Annotated in this window: 8 protein-coding genes and 2 pseudogenes; 8 read left to right on the plus strand and 2 right to left on the minus strand. The window is 74.3% G+C overall.

All coding sequences use genetic code 11. From position 1 onward, the window contains the following. Nucleotides 1-77: 77 nt before the first annotated feature. Nucleotides 78-1,664, minus strand: a pseudogene (locus OO57_RS38755) (discoidin domain-containing protein); the annotation flags it as partial. A 25-nt stretch (nucleotides 1,665-1,689) separates the two neighbouring features. Further along, nucleotides 1,690-1,872: pseudogene (locus tag OO57_RS46200) on the minus strand (discoidin domain-containing protein); the annotation flags it as partial. 1,138 nt (nucleotides 1,873-3,010) lie between these two features. Between OO57_RS46200 and OO57_RS31715 the strand changes: the two are divergent. The 8 genes from OO57_RS31715 (at nucleotide 3,011) to OO57_RS31750 (ending at nucleotide 18,715) form a co-directional block, all read left to right on the plus strand. Beyond that, nucleotides 3,011-3,220, plus strand: coding sequence for an MbtH family NRPS accessory protein (locus OO57_RS31715; RefSeq protein WP_051778509.1), 210 nt, complete (start codon nucleotides 3,011-3,013; stop codon nucleotides 3,218-3,220). Between the two features lie 50 nt (nucleotides 3,221-3,270). Then, nucleotides 3,271-8,379 (plus strand): non-ribosomal peptide synthetase, encoded by a 5,109-nt coding sequence (locus OO57_RS31720; RefSeq protein WP_051778503.1) that lies wholly within the window; start codon nucleotides 3,271-3,273, stop codon nucleotides 8,377-8,379. Continuing rightward, nucleotides 8,376-12,788, plus strand: a complete 4,413-nt coding sequence (locus OO57_RS31725) for a MupA/Atu3671 family FMN-dependent luciferase-like monooxygenase (RefSeq protein ID WP_051778504.1) — start codon at nucleotides 8,376-8,378, stop codon at nucleotides 12,786-12,788. Before OO57_RS31720 ends, OO57_RS31725 begins: the two co-directional genes overlap by 4 nt. Before the next feature lie 73 nt (nucleotides 12,789-12,861). Continuing rightward, on the plus strand, nucleotides 12,862-15,363 hold the full coding sequence (locus OO57_RS31730; RefSeq protein ID WP_051778505.1) for a type I polyketide synthase: 2,502 nt from the start codon (nucleotides 12,862-12,864) through the stop codon (nucleotides 15,361-15,363). Next, nucleotides 15,348-16,202, plus strand: coding sequence for a 3-hydroxyacyl-CoA dehydrogenase family protein (locus OO57_RS31735; protein ID WP_033256194.1), 855 nt, complete (start codon nucleotides 15,348-15,350; stop codon nucleotides 16,200-16,202). Before OO57_RS31730 ends, OO57_RS31735 begins: the two co-directional genes overlap by 16 nt. Continuing rightward, nucleotides 16,199-16,492, plus strand: coding sequence for an acyl carrier protein (locus OO57_RS31740; RefSeq protein WP_033256195.1), 294 nt, complete (start codon nucleotides 16,199-16,201; stop codon nucleotides 16,490-16,492). Before OO57_RS31735 ends, OO57_RS31740 begins: the two co-directional genes overlap by 4 nt. Continuing rightward, nucleotides 16,485-17,621 carry an acyl-CoA dehydrogenase family protein gene (locus OO57_RS31745; RefSeq protein WP_051778506.1) on the plus strand — a complete coding sequence of 379 codons (1,137 nt, stop codon included), beginning with the start codon at nucleotides 16,485-16,487 and terminating at the stop codon, nucleotides 17,619-17,621. Before OO57_RS31740 ends, OO57_RS31745 begins: the two co-directional genes overlap by 8 nt. Continuing rightward, a complete protein-coding gene (locus OO57_RS31750; protein WP_033256196.1) occupies nucleotides 17,618-18,715 on the plus strand; it encodes an HAD-IIIC family phosphatase in 1,098 nt (365 codons plus the stop codon). Before OO57_RS31745 ends, OO57_RS31750 begins: the two co-directional genes overlap by 4 nt. Nucleotides 18,716-18,735 lie beyond the last annotated feature (20 nt).

Consider the following 18,735-nt stretch of genomic DNA (forward strand, 5'->3'; position numbering starts at 1 on the left):
GGGGGGGGGGGGTGGGAGGTGGGGGTGGGAGCGGGGAGGAGCTCCGGGACCGGACCGGCCGGCCCCGGAGCCCGTGGTCACTGCGAGACGCGGACGTAGTCGACGATCATCTTCTGCGGGAGGACGGTGGTGGCGTCGGGGTTGCCGGGCCAGTCACCGCCGACGGCGTTGTTGAGGATGATGTAGAAGGGGTGGTCGTACACCCAGGGGCCGCGGGTCTGCTCCAGCGTCGAGCGGTCGACGGTGAAGAAGTTGTGGCCGTCCACCGCGAACGTCATGTGGGTGGAGTCCCAGTCGACGGCGTAGGTGTGGAAGTCGGAGGCGAAGTCCGACCCGGCGAGGGTGTACGGCGAGCCGTAGCCGCCTCCGCCGTTGTAGGCCGGGGCGTGCAGGGTGGAGTACACCGAGTCCGCGACCTTGCCGACGTGCTCCATGATGTCGATCTCGCCGCAGTTCGGCCACGGCGTACCGGACTTGAAGTTCGAGCCGAGCATCCAGAACGCGGGCCACAGGCCCTGGGTGCCGCTGACCTTGATGCGGGCCTCGACGTGCCCGTAGGTGAAGTCGAGGTGGCCGTGGGTGTTGATCCGGCCGGAGGTGTACTGGCCGTTGGCCTCCTTGCGGGCCTCGATGACGAGGTTGCCGTTGCCGTCCAGGTTGGTGTTGTCGCCGTTGGTGTAGAGCTCCAGCTCGCCGTTCTGGCCGTTGCCCGGGTCCTGGCTCCACTTGGCGGGGTCCGGCTTGGTGTTCGCGGCGCCGTTGAACTCGTCGCTCCACACCAGGCGCGGCGGGTTGGCCGGGTTCGGCGGGAGGGCGGGCGGGGCGGTGGGGCTGCCGCCGGTGCCGTACACGTCGAAGGTCCACAGCGAGTAGCCGTACGGGGTGGCGCGCTGGGTGCCGTACATCCGCACGTACCGGCCGGTGCCGTCGACGTCGAGGGTCTCCTTGAAGCCCTTGCCGGTGGTGGTGGAGTACACGCTGGTCCAGGTGTTGCCGTCCGGGGAGACCTGGATCTGGTACGCCTTGGCGTACGCCGGGTCCCACTGCAGCACCACCTGGGTGACGTGCGCGGTCGCGCCGAGGTCGACCGCGATCCAGCCCGGGTCGACCCAGCCGTTGGTGTCACTGGTCGCCCAGCGCGTCGCCGGGTCCTCGTCGAAGGCCTTGGCGGGCGTGCAGCCCGGGCAGTTGCCGCTGTCCTGGGAGGTCGAGGCGGTGGCGGGCTTGCCGTACGAGAGCAGGGTCTTCCCGCCGCCCGGGTTGCCGCCCCCGCCGCCGGTGAAGACCTGGAACTCCCAGAGCGAGTAGCCGTACTGGGTGGCGCGCTGGGTGCCGAGGACGCGGACGTAGCGGCCGGTGCCGGACAGCGTGACCAGCTCGGTCGCGCCGCGGCCGTCGGCCGTCGAGTAGACGGTGCTCCAGGTGGCGCCGTCCGGCGAGACCTGGATCTGGTACGCCTTGGCGTACGCGGCCTCCCAGGACAGCTGGACGCCGCAGACGTTCTGCGAGGAGCCGAGGTCGACCTGGATCCACTGCGGGTCGGCGGCGGCCGAGGACCAGCGGGTGCCGGTGTTGCCGTCGACCGCGGCGGAGGCCGGGGTGCCGCCGTTCTCGGTGGAGGAGGCGGTGCTGGGTGCCGAGGACGCGGACGTAGCGGCCGGTGCCGTTCACGGCCAGGGTCTCGGCGCCGCCCCGCCCGGTCGTGGTCGTGTAGACGTTCGTCCAGGTGGTGCCGTCGGTGGAGGTCTGGACCTGGTACGCCTTGGCGTACGCGGCCTCCCAGGTGAGGACGACGGAGGTGATGGTGTCCGTGGCGCCGAGGTCGACCTGGAGCCACTGCGGGTCGGCGGCGGCCGAGGACCAGCGGGTGCCGGTGTTGCCGTCGACCGCGGCGGAGGCCGGGGTGCCGCCGTTCTCGGTGGAGGAGGCGGTGTGCGGCGAGGGCGCGAGGTGGGGGGCTACCTGTCACAGCATCTCTCCTGGAGTGGTCTGACTGAGAGAGCGCTCTCTCATCTCGCGATGATTGCGCCGGTGTTGCGCCCACGTCAATGAAGTGAACGGGTTCTGAAACATTGATCGTCAATCGGTGCACCATGGACCGGTATCCGGGCACCGAAGCAGGCGTTCGGTGCAATACGGACCGCGGGTAGCTCCCCCGTGCCACACAAGATTGACTCAGCAGCAGGCTGACGCGTCGCCAGGCCGGGGCGCCGGGGCGGAGTTGCGCCCGGACGGGCGGGGCGCCCCCGGCCGCAGGCGACCTGCGCGGAACCGGGGCGGTCCGACGGGCGGATCCCCCGGGCGACCGAGGCGCCTTCCGTTCAAGAGTCGAATCGGCATCCTTCCCGCGGCACCGGCTCCGGACGGCTCCGGAGGGCACAGCGGTGCTCATTCGGGAGAGCGCTCTCCCATTCTCTCCTGCGTCTCCGCCGCGGGCCCGTCCGCATGCGCGTGCCGTGCTCCCCGCTGACCACGCGGCGGGCGGGCGCCGGAACGGGCCTCGCGACGCGGATATCGGCCGGTGCGGATATCGGCGGGCCGGTCCGCCCGTCCCCGGTTTTCCCGGACCGAAAACCCGGTATTCGCCCGCTGCGGGACGGATGTGGCGGATGGGTTCGGTGTGACGGGTGTGATGTGGCGGCCGGTCCGTTTCCGGGGGCGGTTTTTTGTGGTGTTCCGGTTCAATTCTCGTTTTAACGGGCGGGGGGAGTAGCCGCTTTACTCTATCGGCGGGTCGGGGGGCGATCCATGCTGACGGGGTGGAACGCGTGGGGGCGGTGGTTCGTCGGCGGTCGGGGCGGATGTCCGGGCGGGCGGCCGTTTCCGCGTGCTGTCCGTGTCGTGCTCGATGGGGAGCGCGGTGACGGGCCCGGCACGTGCGGCGTTCCCGTGCTCTCCGGCCTGCCCGATGCCGGCCGCGCCCGTCCGTCGTACCCGCCGTGCCGGTCAGGCGCGCGGTTCGGCGGGCGTGCGGGCGTGCGGGTGGTGGGTGTCGTCGCATTGTTCGCCTATCCGGAGGAACCCCGTGGACGATTCTCCCCAGTCCTACACCGTCGTTTCGAACGACGAGGAGCAGTACTCGATCTGGCCCGCCGGCCGGGACCTGCCCCCCGGTTGGCACCACGCCGGCGTCACCGGCACGAAAACCGACTGCCTGGCCCACATCGGCACCGTGTGGACGGACATGCGCCCCCTGAGCCTGCGTCGGGCCTCGGAGTAATCCCCGTTCCAGTCCCCCACTTCTCCCGGCAGTGAAGGATGACGCGCGACATGGTCCTCAACGAATTCCACGCCCGAGTGATCGAAGCACCCGACAGCGTCGCCGTACAGGACGGTGAGCTGGAACTGACCTACGGTGCGCTGGCCGCGCACGCCCACGCCCTGGCGGACGACCTCACCGGTCGGGGCGTGGGCCCCGACAGCGTCGTGGCCGTGTACGCCGACCGGTCGGCGCACCTGGTGGTCGCGGAGGTGGCGGTCCTGCTCGCGGGCGGGGCGTACCTGCCGCTGGACCCGGCCCACCCGGCGGCGCGGGTGCGTCAGCTCCTGGACGCCTCCGGCGCGGTGGCGGTGCTGACCACCGCCGCGCTGGCCGCCACCGACGCGCCGCTCGGCGAGGACGTCGTCCTGGTGGACCTGGAGCGCGAGGTCCCCGACGGCTCCGCTCCCCCGCCCCCGCCCCCGCCCGCGGTCGACGGCGCCTCGCTGGCCTACGTGATCTACACCTCCGGTTCGACCGGCCGGCCCAAGGGCGTGGCCGTCAGCCACGCGAGCCTGGCGAACCTGATGCGCTGGCACCACGCGACGTACCTCACGCGCTCCGACGACCGCAGCACGCTGCTGGCCAGCCCCGGTTTCGACGTGTCGGTCCAGGACATCTGGTTCACCCTGACCGCGGGCGCGACGCTGGTCGTGCCGCCCGCGCGGGTGCGGACCTCCCCGCCGGAGCTGACCGCGTGGCTGGCCGACGAGCGCATCACCGTCACGTTCCTGCCCACGCCGCTGGCCGAGGCGGTCCTGGAGGAGTCCTGGCCCGCCCACACCGTGCTGCGGACCCTGCACACCGGCGGCTCGGCGATGCAGCGCGGCGTGCCCGAGGGCCTGCCGTTCGCGGTGGTGAACCTGTACGGGCCCACCGAGGCGACAGTGAAGGTGACGGCGGGCGAGGTTCTGCCCGGCGGGCCGGTGCCCCCGCCGATCGGCCTGCCGGTGGACGGGGTGCGGTGCTACGTCCTGGACGGCCTGGACCCCGTCCCCGACGGCGAGGCCGGCGAGTTGTGCCTGGCGGGCGCGTGCGTGGCCCGCGGCTACCTGCACGAGCCGGCGGCCACCGCCGCGGCGTTCGTCCCGGACATCACCGTGCCCGGCGAGCGCATGTACCGCACCGGCGACAAGGTGCGCCGCCGCGCGGACGGCGTGTTCGAGTACATCGGCCGCTACGACGACCAGGCCAAGATCCGCGGGTTTCGCATCGAGCCCGGCGAGGTGGCGACCGTCCTCAAGCAGCACCCCGGCGTCCGGGACGCCTTCGTGGCGGTCGAGCACTCGGGGCAGCCGAACGCCCGCCTGGTGGGCTACGTCGTCAGCGCCGTTCCCACCGCCGAGCTGGTCGAGTTCGTCGCCTCCCGGCTGCCGGCCTACATGGTGCCGGGAGCCGTGGTCGCGCTCTCCGAGCTGCCGCTGACGCCCAACGGGAAGGTCGACCGGGCCGCGCTGCCCGCGCCGGACCGCTCGGCGTCGGGGCTGGCCGCCGACGCGGCGGCGCCGGGCACGGCGACCGAGGCGGCGCTGGCGCGCATCGTCTCCGGGCTGCTGGGCGGCGCCGAGGTCGGCGTGCACGACGACTTCTTCGCCCTGGGCGGCAACTCGCTGCTCGTGGCGGGCCTGGCGGCCAGGATCGCCGCGGAGCTGCACGTGGTGGTGAGCGTGCCGGAGCTGTTCGGCGCGCCGACCATCGCCACGCTCGGGGAGATCGTCGACCGCCGCCACGCCGACGGCACCGGTGCGGGCACGGGCGCGGCCGGGGCCCCGGCCCCCGCCCCGCCGCCGCTGCGCCGCTCCGCGCGCAACCGCCCCGTCCCGCTGTCCCTGCCCCAGGAGCGGGTCTGGTTCTTCGAGCAGCTCTCCCCGGGCAACCTCGCCTACAACTTCCAGGCCACCGTGTCCCTGCAGGGCGAGGTCGACGTCGAGGCCCTGCACGCCGCGCTCAACGAGATCGTCCGCCGCCACGAGGTCCTGCGCACCACGTTCGTCTCCGTCGGCGGCGTGGGCTACCAGCGCCCGCTGGCCGAGGCCGAGGCCTCGCTGCTGGTCCTGGACGTCCCCGCGGACCAGGCCGACGAGGCGGTGGCCGCGCAGCTGCGCGAGCCCTTCGACCTGACCAAGCCCCCGCTGGCCCGCTGGGTGCTGCTGCGCCACGGCGACGGCAACAACACCTTCCTGCACGTGGAGCACCACTTCGTCCACGACGGCTGGTCGCTGTCGGTGTTCCTGTCCGAGCTGCGGGCCCTGTACCCGGCGTTCGCCGCCCACCAGCCCTCCCCGCTGCCCGAACTGCCCGTCCAGTACGCCGACTACGCCATCTGGCAGCGCGACTGGATGAGCGGCGAGGTGCTGCGCGCGCACGTCGACCACTGGACCGCCCGGCTGGCCGGCGCCCCCGACACCCTGGAGCTGCCCGCCGACCGGCCGCGCCCCCCGGTGATGACCTTCCGCGGCCGCGCGCCCCGGATCCTCGTCCCCGCCCCGCTGGCCCGCCGCCTGCGCGCCTTCAGCCGCGAGAACCGCATCTCGCTGTTCACCACCATGTACGCGGGCTTCGCCGCGCTGCTGCACCGCTACACCGGGCAGCAGGACATGCTGGTGGGCACCGGCGCCGCCAACCGCAACCTCCCCGAGCTGGAACCGCTGCTGGGCATGCTCGTCAACACGCTGGTCCTGCGGACGAAGGTCTCCGGCGACCAGCCCTTCAGCGACCTGCTGGCGCAGGTGCGCCAGAGCGTGGCCGAGACGCTGGCCTGGTCGGACACCCCGGTGGACGCGGTGATCGACGCGATCGACCCGTCCCGCGACCCCTCGCGCACCCCGCTGTTCCAGGTCATGTTCAGCTTCCACGACTCCGCGGTGCCGGACATCGACTTCGGCGGGCTGACCGGCAAGGTCACCGAGCGCTCGAACAAGTCCGCCAAGTCCGACCTCAACGTGATCGTGATCCCGCGCGCCGAGCAGCGCATGGGCCGGGCCCCGCGGCCCGAGGACGACGACCTGGCGATGATCTGGGAGCACTCCTCGGACCTGTTCGACGAGGCCACCATGGAGCGGATGATCGGGCACTACCTGACCCTGCTCTCCGACGCGATGGAGCGTCCCGACAGCACGGTGGGCAGCCTGCGCCTGCTCTCGGACGACGAGTCGGAGCAGCTCCGGGGCTGGACCCTCGGCCCCGCCCGGGAGACCCCGGCCGCCGGGAGCGCGGAGAGCACCGGGAGCACGGAGAGCGCCGGAGCGACCGGCCTGCCGGTGACCGAGCTGATCGCCCGCCAGGTCGAGCAGCGTCCGCAGGCCGACGCGGTGCGCTGGAGCGGCGGACGGCTCAGCTACGCGCAGCTGTGGCAGCGGGCCGGTGCCCTGGCCGCCGAGCTGCGCGCCGCGGGCCTGGCCGCCGAGGAGCCGGTGGCGGTGTACGCCGAGCGCTCCGCGGAGCTGGTGGTCGGCGAGCTCGCGGTCCTGCTGGCCGGCGGCTGCTACCTGCCCGTGGACCCGAGCTACCCCGCCGAGCGGGTGGCCTTCATCCTGCGGGACGCCGGCGCGCGCACGGTCCTGGCCACCGCCCGCACCCGCCCGCAACTGCCGCACACCGAGCAGGACCTGCACGTCCTGGTCGTCGACGCGGCCGCCCCCGTCGACGGGACCGGCACGGCGGACGCGGCGGACGGCGGGGCGGTGCGCGCCGACGCGCTCACCCCCGACCGCCTGGCCTACCTCATCTACACCTCCGGCTCCACCGGCCGCCCCAAGGGCGTCGCCCTCGAGCACCGCGGCCTGAGCAACCTCGTCGCCTGGCACACCGCCCAGTACGCGCTCGACCCGACCCACCGCACCACCCTGTTCGCCAGCCCCGGCTTCGACGCCTCCACGTGGGAGATCTGGCCGTCCCTGGCCGCCGGCGCCACCTTGCACGTCGTCCCCGACGACCTGCGCGCCGACCCGGCGCCCCTGGTCCGCTGGCTCGCCCAGGAGAGGATCACCACCTCGTTCCTGCCGACCCCCATCGCCGCGGCCGTCCTGAACGAGGCCTGGCCCGCCGACACCGCCCTGCGCAGCCTGCTCACCGGCGGCGACGCCCTGCCCGCCGCACCGCCCCGGGGCCTGCCCTTCGACCTGTACAACCACTACGGGCCGACCGAGACCACCGTGGTCGCCACCGCCGCCCTGGTGCCCCCGCAGACCTCCGCCCCGCAGACCCACGCCCCGCGGCCGCCCATCGGGCGTCCCATCGCCGGCACCACCGCCCACGTCCTGGACGACCGGGGCCGCCCGGTGCCCACCGGCGTGCGCGGCGCGCTGCACGTCGGCGGCGCCGGCGTGGCCCGCGGCTACGTCAACCGCCCGGACCTGACGGAGCAGAGCTTCGTCCCCGACCCGTTCTCCGACACCCCCGGCGCCCGCCTCTACCGCACCGGCGACCTGGTCCGCTGGCTGCCCGACGGCCAGCTGGAGTTCCTGGGCCGCGCGGACGAGCAGGTCAAGATCCGCGGCTTCCGGATCGAGCCCGGCGAGGTGGCCGCCATCCTGCGGGAGCACCCCGACGTCAAGGACGCCGCCGTGCTGGCCCGCGCCGCGGCCCCCGGTGCCGACACCACCCTGGTGGCCTACGCCTGCACCCACGGCCACGGCGAGAGCACCTCCGAGGACAAGCTCACCGCCTTCCTCCAGGACCGCCTGCCCGTCTACATGGTCCCCGAGCGCATCCTGCTGCTGGACAGGCTGCCGCTGACCGGGCACGGCAAGGTCGACCACGACGCCCTGGCCGCGCTCGCCGCCGACGTCCCGGCCGCCGCCCGGGAACGGCAGGAACCGCAGGGCCCCACCGAGGAGCGCGTCGCGCAGATCGCCTCCGCGCTGCTGCGCGACCAGCCCCTGGGACGCACCGACGACTTCTTCCGCGCCGGTGGCCACTCCCTGCTCGCCGCCCGCCTGGTCGCGCAGGTCAACGAGGCCTTCGCCACGGCGGTCCCCATCGCGGTGTTCCTGCAGCGGCCCACCGTCGCGGGCCTCGCCGAGGCCGTCGACGCCGCCGCCGCGGGCGGCGGTGCCGGTCCCATCCTCCCGCGCGCCCGCCGCGCCGCCGCCCCGCAGGAAGACGGGGGGCAGCAGTGAGCACCCCCCTGGAGACCGGCACCGGCGAGGACGACCGCGCCCCCCTGTCCTACGCCCAGCAGCGCCTGTGGTTCCTCGACCAGCTCCAGCCCGGCAGCTCGGTCTACAACGTCCCGCTGGGCTACGACATCACCGGCCCGCTGGACGCCGACGCCCTGGAGCGGGCGCTGACGGCGACCGCGCGCCGCCACGAGATCCTGCGCACCGCCTTCCGCTCGGTCGCCGGCACCCCCCACCAGGTGGTGCTGGCGCCCGCCCCCGTGACCGTCCCCGTCACCGACCTCACCGGCCCCGGCCGCAGCCCGGAGCAGGTCGCGGCGCTGGCCGCGGCGCTGGCCGACGAGGAGGCCGCCGTCCCCTTCGACCTGGTCGCCGGACGCGTCATCCGCGCCCGCCTGCTGCGCCTGGGCCCCGAGCACCACCGCCTGCTGCTGACCGTCCACCACCTGGCCTGCGACGCCCCGGCGGTCGGCACCCTCGGCAAGGAGATCGAGGCCCACTACCGCGCCGCCCTCGACGGCGGGGGCCAGGAGCCCGGGGAACTGCCCATGCAGTACGCCGACTTCGCGCACTGGCAGCAGCAGACCCTGGCGGGGCCCGAACTCGGCCGCCTGCTGGGCTACTGGAAGCAGCACCTGGCGGGCATGCCCGCCCAGAACCTGCCCACCGACCACCCCCGCCCGCCGGTGCAGAGCTACCGCGGTGCCGCGCTGACCTTCGCCCTGCCCCCCGAGGCCGTCCGGCGCCTGGAGGAACTGGGCCGCGGCGAGGGCGCCACCCTCTACAGCGTCCTGCTGGCCGCGTTCGCGGTCCTGCTGCGCGCCCACGTGGGCCAGGACGAGGTCGTCGTCGGCACGCCCGTCTCGGGGCGCGAGCGCCCCGAACTGGCCCCGCTGATCGGCTTCTTCACCAACACCCTGGTCCTGCGCTGCGACCTGGCCGCCCGTCCCACCTTCCGCGGGCTCGTCCGGCGCCTGTGGGAGGAGGTCAAGGGCGCCCTCGCCCACCAGGACCTGCCCTTCGAGAAACTCGTCGAAGAGCTCCACCCCGACCGCGACCTCGCCCAGAACCCGCTCTTCCAGGTGCTGTTCAGCTACCGCCACGAGGACCGGGAGGGCGGACTGCACCTGGAGGGCTGCCGGGTGAGCCCGGTCCTGGGCGACACCGGCGCGGCCCGCTTCGACCTCACCCTGAGCCTGACCCGCACGCCCGACGGCGCCACCGGCCGCCTGGAGTACAGCACCGACCTGTTCGAGGAGGCCACCGCCCGGCGCCTGGCCGACCGGTACGCCCAGGTGGTGGCCGCCGCCGCGCAGGACCCCGACCGGGCGGTGGACGAACTGGCCGTCCTGCCGCCCGAGGAGCTGGACGTCCTCGCCGGATGGCACGCCGGCCCCCGGGCGCACACCTCCCAGGCCCTGGTCCACCGGCTGCTGGCCGAGCGCGTGGCCGCCACTCCCGACGCCACCGCGCTGATCGCCTCCGACGCCACCCTGACCTACCGCGAACTCGACGACCGCGCCGAGCAGTTCGCCGCCCGGCTGCGCCGCCTGGGCGTGGCGGCGGACGAACCGGTGGGCGTCCACCTGCACCGCACCTCCCTGCTGATGGTGGCCCTGCTGGGCATCCTCAAGGCCGGCGCGGCCTACCTCCCGCTGGACCCGGACTACCCCTCCGGCCGCCTGGCGTTCATGGTCGCCGACGCGGGCGTGCGCCTGGTGGTCGCCGACCCGGCCAACGCCGCCTCCGCCGGACGCCTGGGCGCCGCCCGCGTCGTGGTCCCCGGCGAGCAGGGCGACGACGGGCCCACCGGCGACGGGCGCACCGACGACCGGGGCGACGGTGCCGCCGGCCCGGAGGTGACGCCCGACAACCTCGCCTACGTGATCTACACCTCCGGCTCCACCGGCCGGCCCAAGGGCGTCATGGTCACCCACCGCAACGTGGCCAACCTGTTCGCGGGCATGAGCGAGGCCTTCGGCGAGGACGAACCCAGCACCTGGCTCGCCCTCACCAGCGTCTCCTTCGACATCTCGGTGGTCGAACTGCTGTGGGCCCTCACCCACGGCCACCGCATCGTGCTGCGCCGCGAACCGCCCCTGCGCGCCGCGCCCGCCGCCGGCGGCCCCGACCTCCGGGCCCGCTCCCGTCCCATCGACTTCAGCCTCCTCTACTTCGGCAGCGACAGCGAGGCCAGCCCCGAGGACCGCTACCGCCTGCTCCTGGAGGGCGCGAAGTTCGCCGACCGCAACAACTTCGCCGCCGTGTGGACCCCCGAGCGCCACTTCCACCAGTTCGGCGGCCTCTACCCCAACCCCTCCGTGATGGCCGCCGCCGTCGCGGCCGTCACCGAACGCGTGCACGTCCGCGCGGGCAGCGTCGTCATGCCCCTGCACGACCCGCTGCGGGTGGCCGAGGAGTGGTCGGCCGTCGACAACCTCTCCGCCGGGCGCGTCGGCATCTCGCTGGCCTCCGGCTGGCACGCCAACGACTTCGTCCTGGCCCCCGACCACTACGCCGCCCGCAAGCAGCTGATGCTGGACGGCCTCGCCGAGGTCCGCAGCCTGTGGAGCGGGCAGAAGACCACCCGCCGCAACGGCGTCGGCGCCCAGGTCGAGGTCGGCATCTACCCCAAGCCCGTCCAGGACCGGCTGCCGGTGTGGCTCACCAGCGCCAAGCACCCCGAGACCTTCCGGATGGCGGGCGAAGCCGGCACCGGCGTCCTGACCCACCTGCTGGGGCACAGCCTCGACGAGCTCGCCGAGAAGATCGCCCTCTACCGCAGGACCTGGCGCGAACACGGCCACGGGCCCGGCGACGGCCACGTCGCGGTCATGGTGCACACCTTCGTCGGCACCGACCTCGAAGAGGTCCGCGAGCTGGTGCGCGAACCGATGAGCCGCTACCTGGAGACCTCCTTCGACCTCATCGCCTCCCTCGGTGCCACCACCGGGAGCGCCGAGGACTTCAAGGCCCTGCCGCCCGAGGAGCTGCGCGCGCTCGTCGACCGGGCCTTCGAGCGGTTCTTCGCCACCGCGAGCCTCCTGGGCACCCCGCAGGTCTGCGCCGACATGATCGACCGCATGAAGGCCGCCGGGGCCGACGAGGTCGCCTGCCTGGTCGACTTCGGCGTCGAGGACAAGGCCGCCCTCGACGCGCTGGCCCACCTCGTCACCGTCCGCGACATCAGCGAGGAACGCCGGAGCGCCGCCCTGGCCGAGGCCGAGGAGCCCCTCGCCGAGCAGCTGCGCACCCACCGGGTCACCCACCTGCAGTGCACGCCCTCCCTGGCCCGCGCCCTGCTCGCCGACCAGGACACCCGCACCGAACTGCCCCGGCTCACCCGGCTGCTGGTCGGCGGCGAGGCCCTGCCCACCGACCTCGCCCACGCCCTCGCCGGCACCGTCGCGGGCACCGTCCACAACATGTACGGGCCCACCGAGGCCGCCGTGTGGGCCACCACCTCCCCCGCCTCCGCCCAGGGCCCCGCCACCATCGGGCGGCCGCTGGCGGGCGTCCGCGCCTACGTCGCCGACCAGGACATGCGCCTGTGCCCCGTCGGCGTCCCCGGGGAGCTCCTCCTGGCCGGCGAGGGCGTCGTCCGCGGCTACCTCGGCCGCAACGACACCACCGCCGAGCGCTTCCAGCCCGACCCCTTCTCCACCACGCCCGGCACCCGCCTCTACCGCACCGGGGACCTGGCCCGCTGGACGTCCCAGGGCACCCTCGAGTTCCTCGGCCGCCTCGACGACCAGGTCAAGTTCCACGGCCACCGGATCGAGCTCGGCGAGATCGAGAGCGCCCTGGCCCAGCACCCCGCCGTGCGCTCCGCCGTCGCCGTCATCCGCGGCACCGGTGCCGAAGGACGCCTGATCGCCTACTACGTGCCCGCCGCCGGGCGCACCGCCACCGCCACCGAACTGCGCGCCCACCTGGCCACCCGGCTGCCCGGCTACATGCTGCCCGGCGCCGTCCACGCCATCGACGCCGTCCCGCTGACCCCGAACAAGAAGGTCGACCGCAACGCCCTGCCCGACCTGACCGAGAGCCGCCCCGAGGGCACCACCGCCTACGCCCCGCCCACCAACGACACCGAACGCCTGGTCACCGACGTGTGGCGGGACGTCCTGGGCGTCGAACGCGTCGGGTTGGACGACAGCTTCTTCGCCCTGGGCGGCAACTCGCTGCTCGTCGTCGTCGCCCGCGCCCGGCTGCTCGAACAGCGTGACAGCGCCCTGTCCCTGGTCGACATGTTCCGCTACCCCTCCGCCCGCGCCCTGGCCCAGGCCATCGACCGCGCGCCCGGATCCGACGACGACAGCCCGGCCGCGGGCGCCGCCGCCCGCGCCGCCGCCCGCCGCGGCGCCAAGCACTCCGCCGCACGCCGCGCCGGCAGGACAGGAGCGTGAGCGTGCCCACCACCACACCGACACGGCAACGAGCACGAGGGGGCCTCGGGTGAGTACCGAGACAGAAGACACCATGGAACCGATCGCAGTCGTCGGCCTCACCACCCGGCTGCCCGGTGCCCCCACCGCCGACGCGTTCTGGCGCAACCAGCGCGACGGGGTGGAGTCCATCTCCCGCTTCAGCACCGAGCAGCTGACCGACGCCGGGTGGCCCAAGGAGATGATCACCCACCCCGACTACGTGCCCGCCGCGGGCGTCATCGAGGGCGCCGACCGCTTCGACGCCGACTTCTTCGGCTACACCCGCGAGCAGGCCGAGATCAGCGACCCCCAGCAGCGGATCTTCGCCGAGTCCGTCTGGCACGCCCTGGAGGACACCGGCCACGACCCCGCCCGCTTCGACGGCTCCATCGGCGTCTACGGGGGCTGCTTCGCCAACAAGTACCTGCCGCTCAACCTGCTGGCCAACGCCCGCTTCCGCGGCTCCCTGGCGGCCTTCTCCGCCCGCCCGTACAACGACAAGGACTTCCTCGCCACCAGGGCCGCCTACCTGTGCGACCTGCGCGGCCCGGCGATGACCGTCCAGTCCGCGTGCTCCACCTCCCTGGTCGCCATCCACCTCGCCTGCCAGGCCCTGCTGGGCCACGAGTGCGACATGGCCCTGGCCGGGGGGGTCGCCCTGCCGATCCCCCTGATCGGCGGCTACCCCGTCGTCGCCGGCGGCATCTTCGCCCGCGACGGCCACTGCCGCCCCTTCGACGCCTCCTCCAGCGGAACCGTCCCCGGGTACGGCGTCGCCGTCGTGGCCCTGCGCCGCCTCAGCGACGCGCTCGCCGACAACGACAACATCCGCGCCCTGATCCTCGGCAGCGCCCTCAACAACGACGGCTCCTCGAAGTTCGGCTTCAACGCCCCGAGCATGCAGGCCCAGGCCGAGGTCATCGCCACCGCCCAGGCCGTCGCGGGCGTCAGCGCCGAGAGCATCGGCTACGTCGAGGCCCACGGCACCGGCACCCCGCTGGGCGACCCGATCGAACTCGCCGGCCTCACCAAGGCCTTCGGCACCGAGGAGCGCGGGTACTGCGCCATCGGCTCCACCAAGGCCAACATCGGCCACCTGGACGCCGCCGCCGGAGCCGCCGGCTTCGCCCGCGCCGTCCTGGCCCTCCAGCACGCCCAGATCCCGCCCAGCATCAACTACGAGGCGCCCAACCCCGCGCTCCTGCTGGAACGCACCCCCTTCTACGTGCCCACCACCGCCCGCCCCTGGCCCCGCGGCGCCACCCCGCGCCGCGCCGGCGTCAGCGCCTTCGCCGTCGGCGGCACCAACGCCCACATCGTCCTGCAAGAGGCCCCCGCGCCGCGCCCCGCCGCACCCGGCCCGCGCGAGCACCACCTGCTCGTGCTGTCCGCCCGCACCCCCAAGGCCCTGGACGAGGCCGCAGCCGCCCTCGCCGAGCGGCTGGAGGGCGACGAGGACCTGCACCTCGCCGACGTCGCCCACACCCTCCAGGTCGGCCGCCGCGCCTTCGCGCACCGCCGCCACCTGGTGTGCCGCGACCGGGCCGAGGCCGTCGCCGCCCTGCGCGGGGCGGCCGCCCCCGGCGCCGGGTCCGCGCAGGCCGTCCGGAGCGTCTTCGTCCTCCCCGGCAGCGCCGGTCACCGCCCCGGGGCCGCCGAGGAGGTCTACCGCAGCGAAGCCGTCTTCGCGCGGGAGGTCGACCACTGCGCCGACCTGGCCCGTCCGCTGCTCGGCCAGGACCTGCGCACCCTGCTCTTCCCCGCCGCCCGGGACGGCTCCCGCACCGCGTCCGGCCCCGGCGACGACGCGGCCCGCACCGATCCGCGCGCCACCGCCCTCGCCGCCTTCGCCCTCCAGTGGGGCCTGGCCCGCCTGTGGCAGTCCTGGGGGGTCCAGCCCGCCGCCGTGATCGGCGACGGCGACGGCGAGTACGTGGCGGCCTGCCTGGCGGGGGTCCTGGACCTGCCCGACGCGCTCGCCGTCACCGCCGCCGCCGCCCTCGCGCGCGCCCGCACCGCCGCCGACCCCGGCGCCGCCGACGCCCACGCCGAGGCCTTCGCCGCCGACGCGGTGGGCCGCGTCTCCGGGCCGCCCCGGCTGTTCTACACCACCGCGGCCACCGGCACCTGGGCCACCGCGGACGACACCGCCGACCCGGCCGGCTGGGCCCGCCACCTCAGCGCTCCGGCGCCCTTCGCCGACGCCCTGCGCGAGGCGTCCGCCCTGGCCGACCACGTCCTGCTGGTCATGGGGCCCGCCGACCGCACCGCCCCGGCCCCCGGCCTCCAGGAGGGCGCCCGGCAGCTCGCGGTGCTGCCCTCGCTCGGCTCCGCCGACACCGGCCGGACGGACCTCGCCACCCTGCTGGACACCCTCGGCACCCTGTGGCAGGCCGCCGCCGACATCGACTGGGACGCCGTCCGCGGCACCGCACGGCCGCGGCGGGTGTCCCTCCCGGGCTACCCCTTCCAGCGCACCCGCTACTGGATCGGCCCGGACACCGAGAGCTACGAACCCCTGGGTCTGGAGGAAGCGTCATGGACGAGCCGTTGATCGCCATCGTCGGTGCGGGCGTCATGGGCACCGGAATCTCGACGCTCGTCGTCGGACAGGGGCTGCCCGTCGTCCTGGTGGACATCGACCAGGGCGTCCTGGACCGCGCCGCCACCGCGGTCCGCCACGGCCTGCGCCACGGCCAGCTCATCGGCGCGCTGCCCCCCGGCACCGCCCCGGGCCGCCTGCGCACCACCCTGCGGCTGCAGGACGTCGCCGACGCCGACGTGGTCATCGAGGCCGTCACCGAGGCGCCCGACCGCAAGGCCGACGTCCTCGCCGCCGTCTCGGCGCTCGTCTCCCCCGGGACCCCGGTCATCTCCAACACCTCCGGCATCCCCATCGACGAGATGGCCGCCTGGGTCAAGGACCCCGGCAGCCTGATCGGCACCCACTTCATGAACCCCGCCTACCTCATCCCCATGGTCGAGGTCATCCGCGGCCCCCGGACCACCGACCCGACCGTCCAGCGGGTCCTGTCCACCCTCACCCGGATCGGCCGTCGCCCCGTCGTCGTGCGCGACGCACCCGGCTTCGTCACCAGTCGGCTCCTGCACCCCATGATCAACGACGCGGCCCGCGTCGTCAGCGAGGGCACCGCCACCGCCGAAGACGTCGACACCCTCATGCAGGGCTGCCTCGGCCACCCCACGGGCCCGCTGCGCACCGCGGACCTGATCGGCATCGACAACCTCGTCGACGCCCTGGAAGAACTCCACGCCCGGACCGGCGACGAGCGGTGTCGCCCCAGCGAACTGCTCCTCGAGAAGGTCCGGCGGGGCGAGCTCGGCCGAAAGAGCGGCCGCGGCTTCTACTCCTACAGTGAGGCACAGTCATGACCCCCGAGCAGCACACCGCCAAGGCGCCCCTCGACACCGACGCCGTCATCGACCAGATCACCCGCTTCGTCGCCGAGGAGACCCGCACCGCCCCCGACGCCGACCAGGACCTGTTCACCACCGGCCTGGCCAACTCCATGTTCGCCATGCAGCTGGTCGTCTTCCTGGAGCAGACCTACGCCGTCACGGTCGCCGGTCCCGACCTGCAGCTGTCCAACTTCCGCACCGTCAAGAGCATGGCCGCCCTGGTCGGCCGGCTCCAGGCGCAGGCCGCCGGCACCGATGTCTGACGCGCCGGTCCCAGGACACCGGGACGTCTGGGACCTGGTGCGGCAGGACGCCGGTGCCTGGGACACGGCCGGCGAGATCCCCCGCACCGTCCTGGGCGAACTGGGGGCCGCCGGGGTGCTGTGCGCCGAGGTCCACAAGCAGTACGGCGGCCTCGGCCTCACCAGCCGCGACAGCGGGGAACTCACCGCCCACGCCGGGAGCCTGTGCAGCTCGCTGCGCAGTGTCATGACCTCCCAGGGCATGGCCGCCTGGACCATCCAGCGCCTGGGCACCGCCGAGCAACGCGCCGCCTTCCTGCCCCAGCTGACCGGCGGCCGCCTCGCGGCCGTCGCGTTCAGCGAACCCGACGCCGGCAGCGACCTGGGTGCCATGAGCACCCGGGCGCACCACGACGGCGACAGCGTGGTCCTCGACGGCAGCAAGACCTGGATCACCGCCGCCGCCTACGCCGACCTGATCGTCGTCATCGCCAGGAGCGGGGACGGCGCCGTCGCGGTCGTCGTCCCCTCCGGCACCCCGGGCGTGCGGATCGAGAAGGTCGCCCACCCGATGGGCTGCCGCGCGGCGGGCCACGCCCAGGTCCACCTGGAGGGCGTGCGGGTGCCCGCCGCGAACGTCCTGGGCGGCACCGCGCTCGCCCTGCCCTTCCTGATCACCACCGCCCTCGCCTACGGCCGGATGTCCGTGGCCTGGGGCTGCGTCGGCATCCTGCGCGGCTGCCTGGCCGCCGTGACCGAACACGCCGCCACGCGCCGCCAGTTCGGCCGGCCGATCGGCGAGCACCAGCTCGTCGCCCGCCGGATCGCCGAGCTCTACGCCTCCGAGCGCATCGCCACCGGCGTGTGCCGCGAGGCCGCCGAGCACTGGGAGGCCGGCTCGCCGAGCCTGGTCATCTCGACCGTCCTGGCCAAGCACGTCAGCGCGACCCAGGCCGTCCAGGGCAGCGCCTCGGCCCTGCAGACCATGGCCTCCGCCGCCGCCGTCGACGGCCACGTCGTCGCCCGCGCCTACCGCGACGCGAAACTGATGGAGGTCATCGAAGGCAGCAGCGAGATCTGCCAACTCGAACTCGCCAGGCACGCCCTGGCCACCGGGAGAACCACCGCGCGAAAGGAGTCGGCGCAGTGAGCGGACCGCAGCCGTCCGACCAACCGCCCCCCACCGTCAAGTGCGTCGTCTGGGACCTCGACAACACCCTGTGGAAGGGGACCCTCCTCGAGGGCGACGACGTCGCCGTGGACAGCCGCGTCCGCGAGACCGTCCTCGGCCTCGACGCCCGCGGCATCCTGCAGGCCGTCGCCAGCAAGAACGACCACCGGCCCGCCTGGCAGCGCCTGGAGGACCTCGGCCTCGCCGAGTACTTCGTCCAGGCCAGGATCGGCTGGGGCCCCAAGTCGGCGTCCGTCCGGGAGATCGCCGACGAGCTGAAGTTCGCCCCGCACACGATCGCCTTCGTCGACGACCAGCCCGCCGAGCGCGCCGAAGTGGCCTTCCACCTCCCGCAGGTGCGCTGCTACCCGGCCGAGGCCGCGGCCGGGCTGCTGGACCTGCCCGAGTTCACCCCGGCCACGGTCACCGTCGACTCGCGCCGCCGCCGCCAGATGTACCAGGCCAACGCGCGCCGCCAGGCCGAGCAGGAGTCCTTCGAGGGCCCCTCGCAGGAGTTCCTGCGCTCCCTGGACCTCGCCATGGAGATCCGCCGGGCCACCCACGAGGACCTCTCGCGCATGGAGGAACTCACCTTGCGCACCAGCCAGATGAACGCCACCGGCGTCCACTACTCCGACGCCGACCTGCGCGCGCTGCTGGACGACGCCCGGCACGAGGTCCTCGCCGTCACGATGAGCGACCGCTTCGGCTCGCACGGCGCCGTCGGCGTCGCCCTCGTCGAACGCGGCCCCTCGGTCTGGCACCTCAAGCTCCTGGCGACCTCCTGCCGCGTCGTCTCCTTCGGCGCCGGCGCCACCGTCCTGAACTGGCTGGTCGGCGAAGCGGCCGCGGCCGGTGCGCACCTGATCGCGGACTTCCGGCCCACCGCGCGCAACCGGGTCATGGAGGTCGCCTACCGGTTCGCCGGGTTCACCGACGAGCTCTGCGCCTGCCTGGCCCAGCTGTCCCAGCCCGAGGGCGGACAGACGCAGCGGCTGCACATCACGCCGGCCCCCCGGCCGGCGCCCGAGACCCTGCGCCTGACCGCGGTCGCCCTGACCGCCGCCCCCTGACCCGTCGCTCCCCCTCCGGC

The organism is Kitasatospora phosalacinea (genome assembly GCF_000717185.1).
GTDB lineage: Bacteria > Actinomycetota > Actinomycetes > Streptomycetales > Streptomycetaceae > Kitasatospora > Kitasatospora phosalacinea_A.

Bases quoted from the DNA above. Each gene is read 5' to 3' on its own strand.
- OO57_RS31740 (WP_033256195.1), top strand. From the start codon at position 16,199: ATGACCCCCGAGCAGCACACCGCCAAGGCGCCCCTCGACACCGACGCC.
- OO57_RS31735 (WP_033256194.1), top strand. From the start codon at position 15,348: ATGGACGAGCCGTTGATCGCCATCGTCGGTGCGGGCGTCATGGGCACC.
- OO57_RS31745 (WP_051778506.1), top strand. From the start codon at position 16,485: ATGTCTGACGCGCCGGTCCCAGGACACCGGGACGTCTGGGACCTGGTG.
- OO57_RS31720 (WP_051778503.1), top strand. From the start codon at position 3,271: ATGGTCCTCAACGAATTCCACGCCCGAGTGATCGAAGCACCCGACAGC.
- OO57_RS31730 (WP_051778505.1), top strand. From the start codon at position 12,862: ATGGAACCGATCGCAGTCGTCGGCCTCACCACCCGGCTGCCCGGTGCC.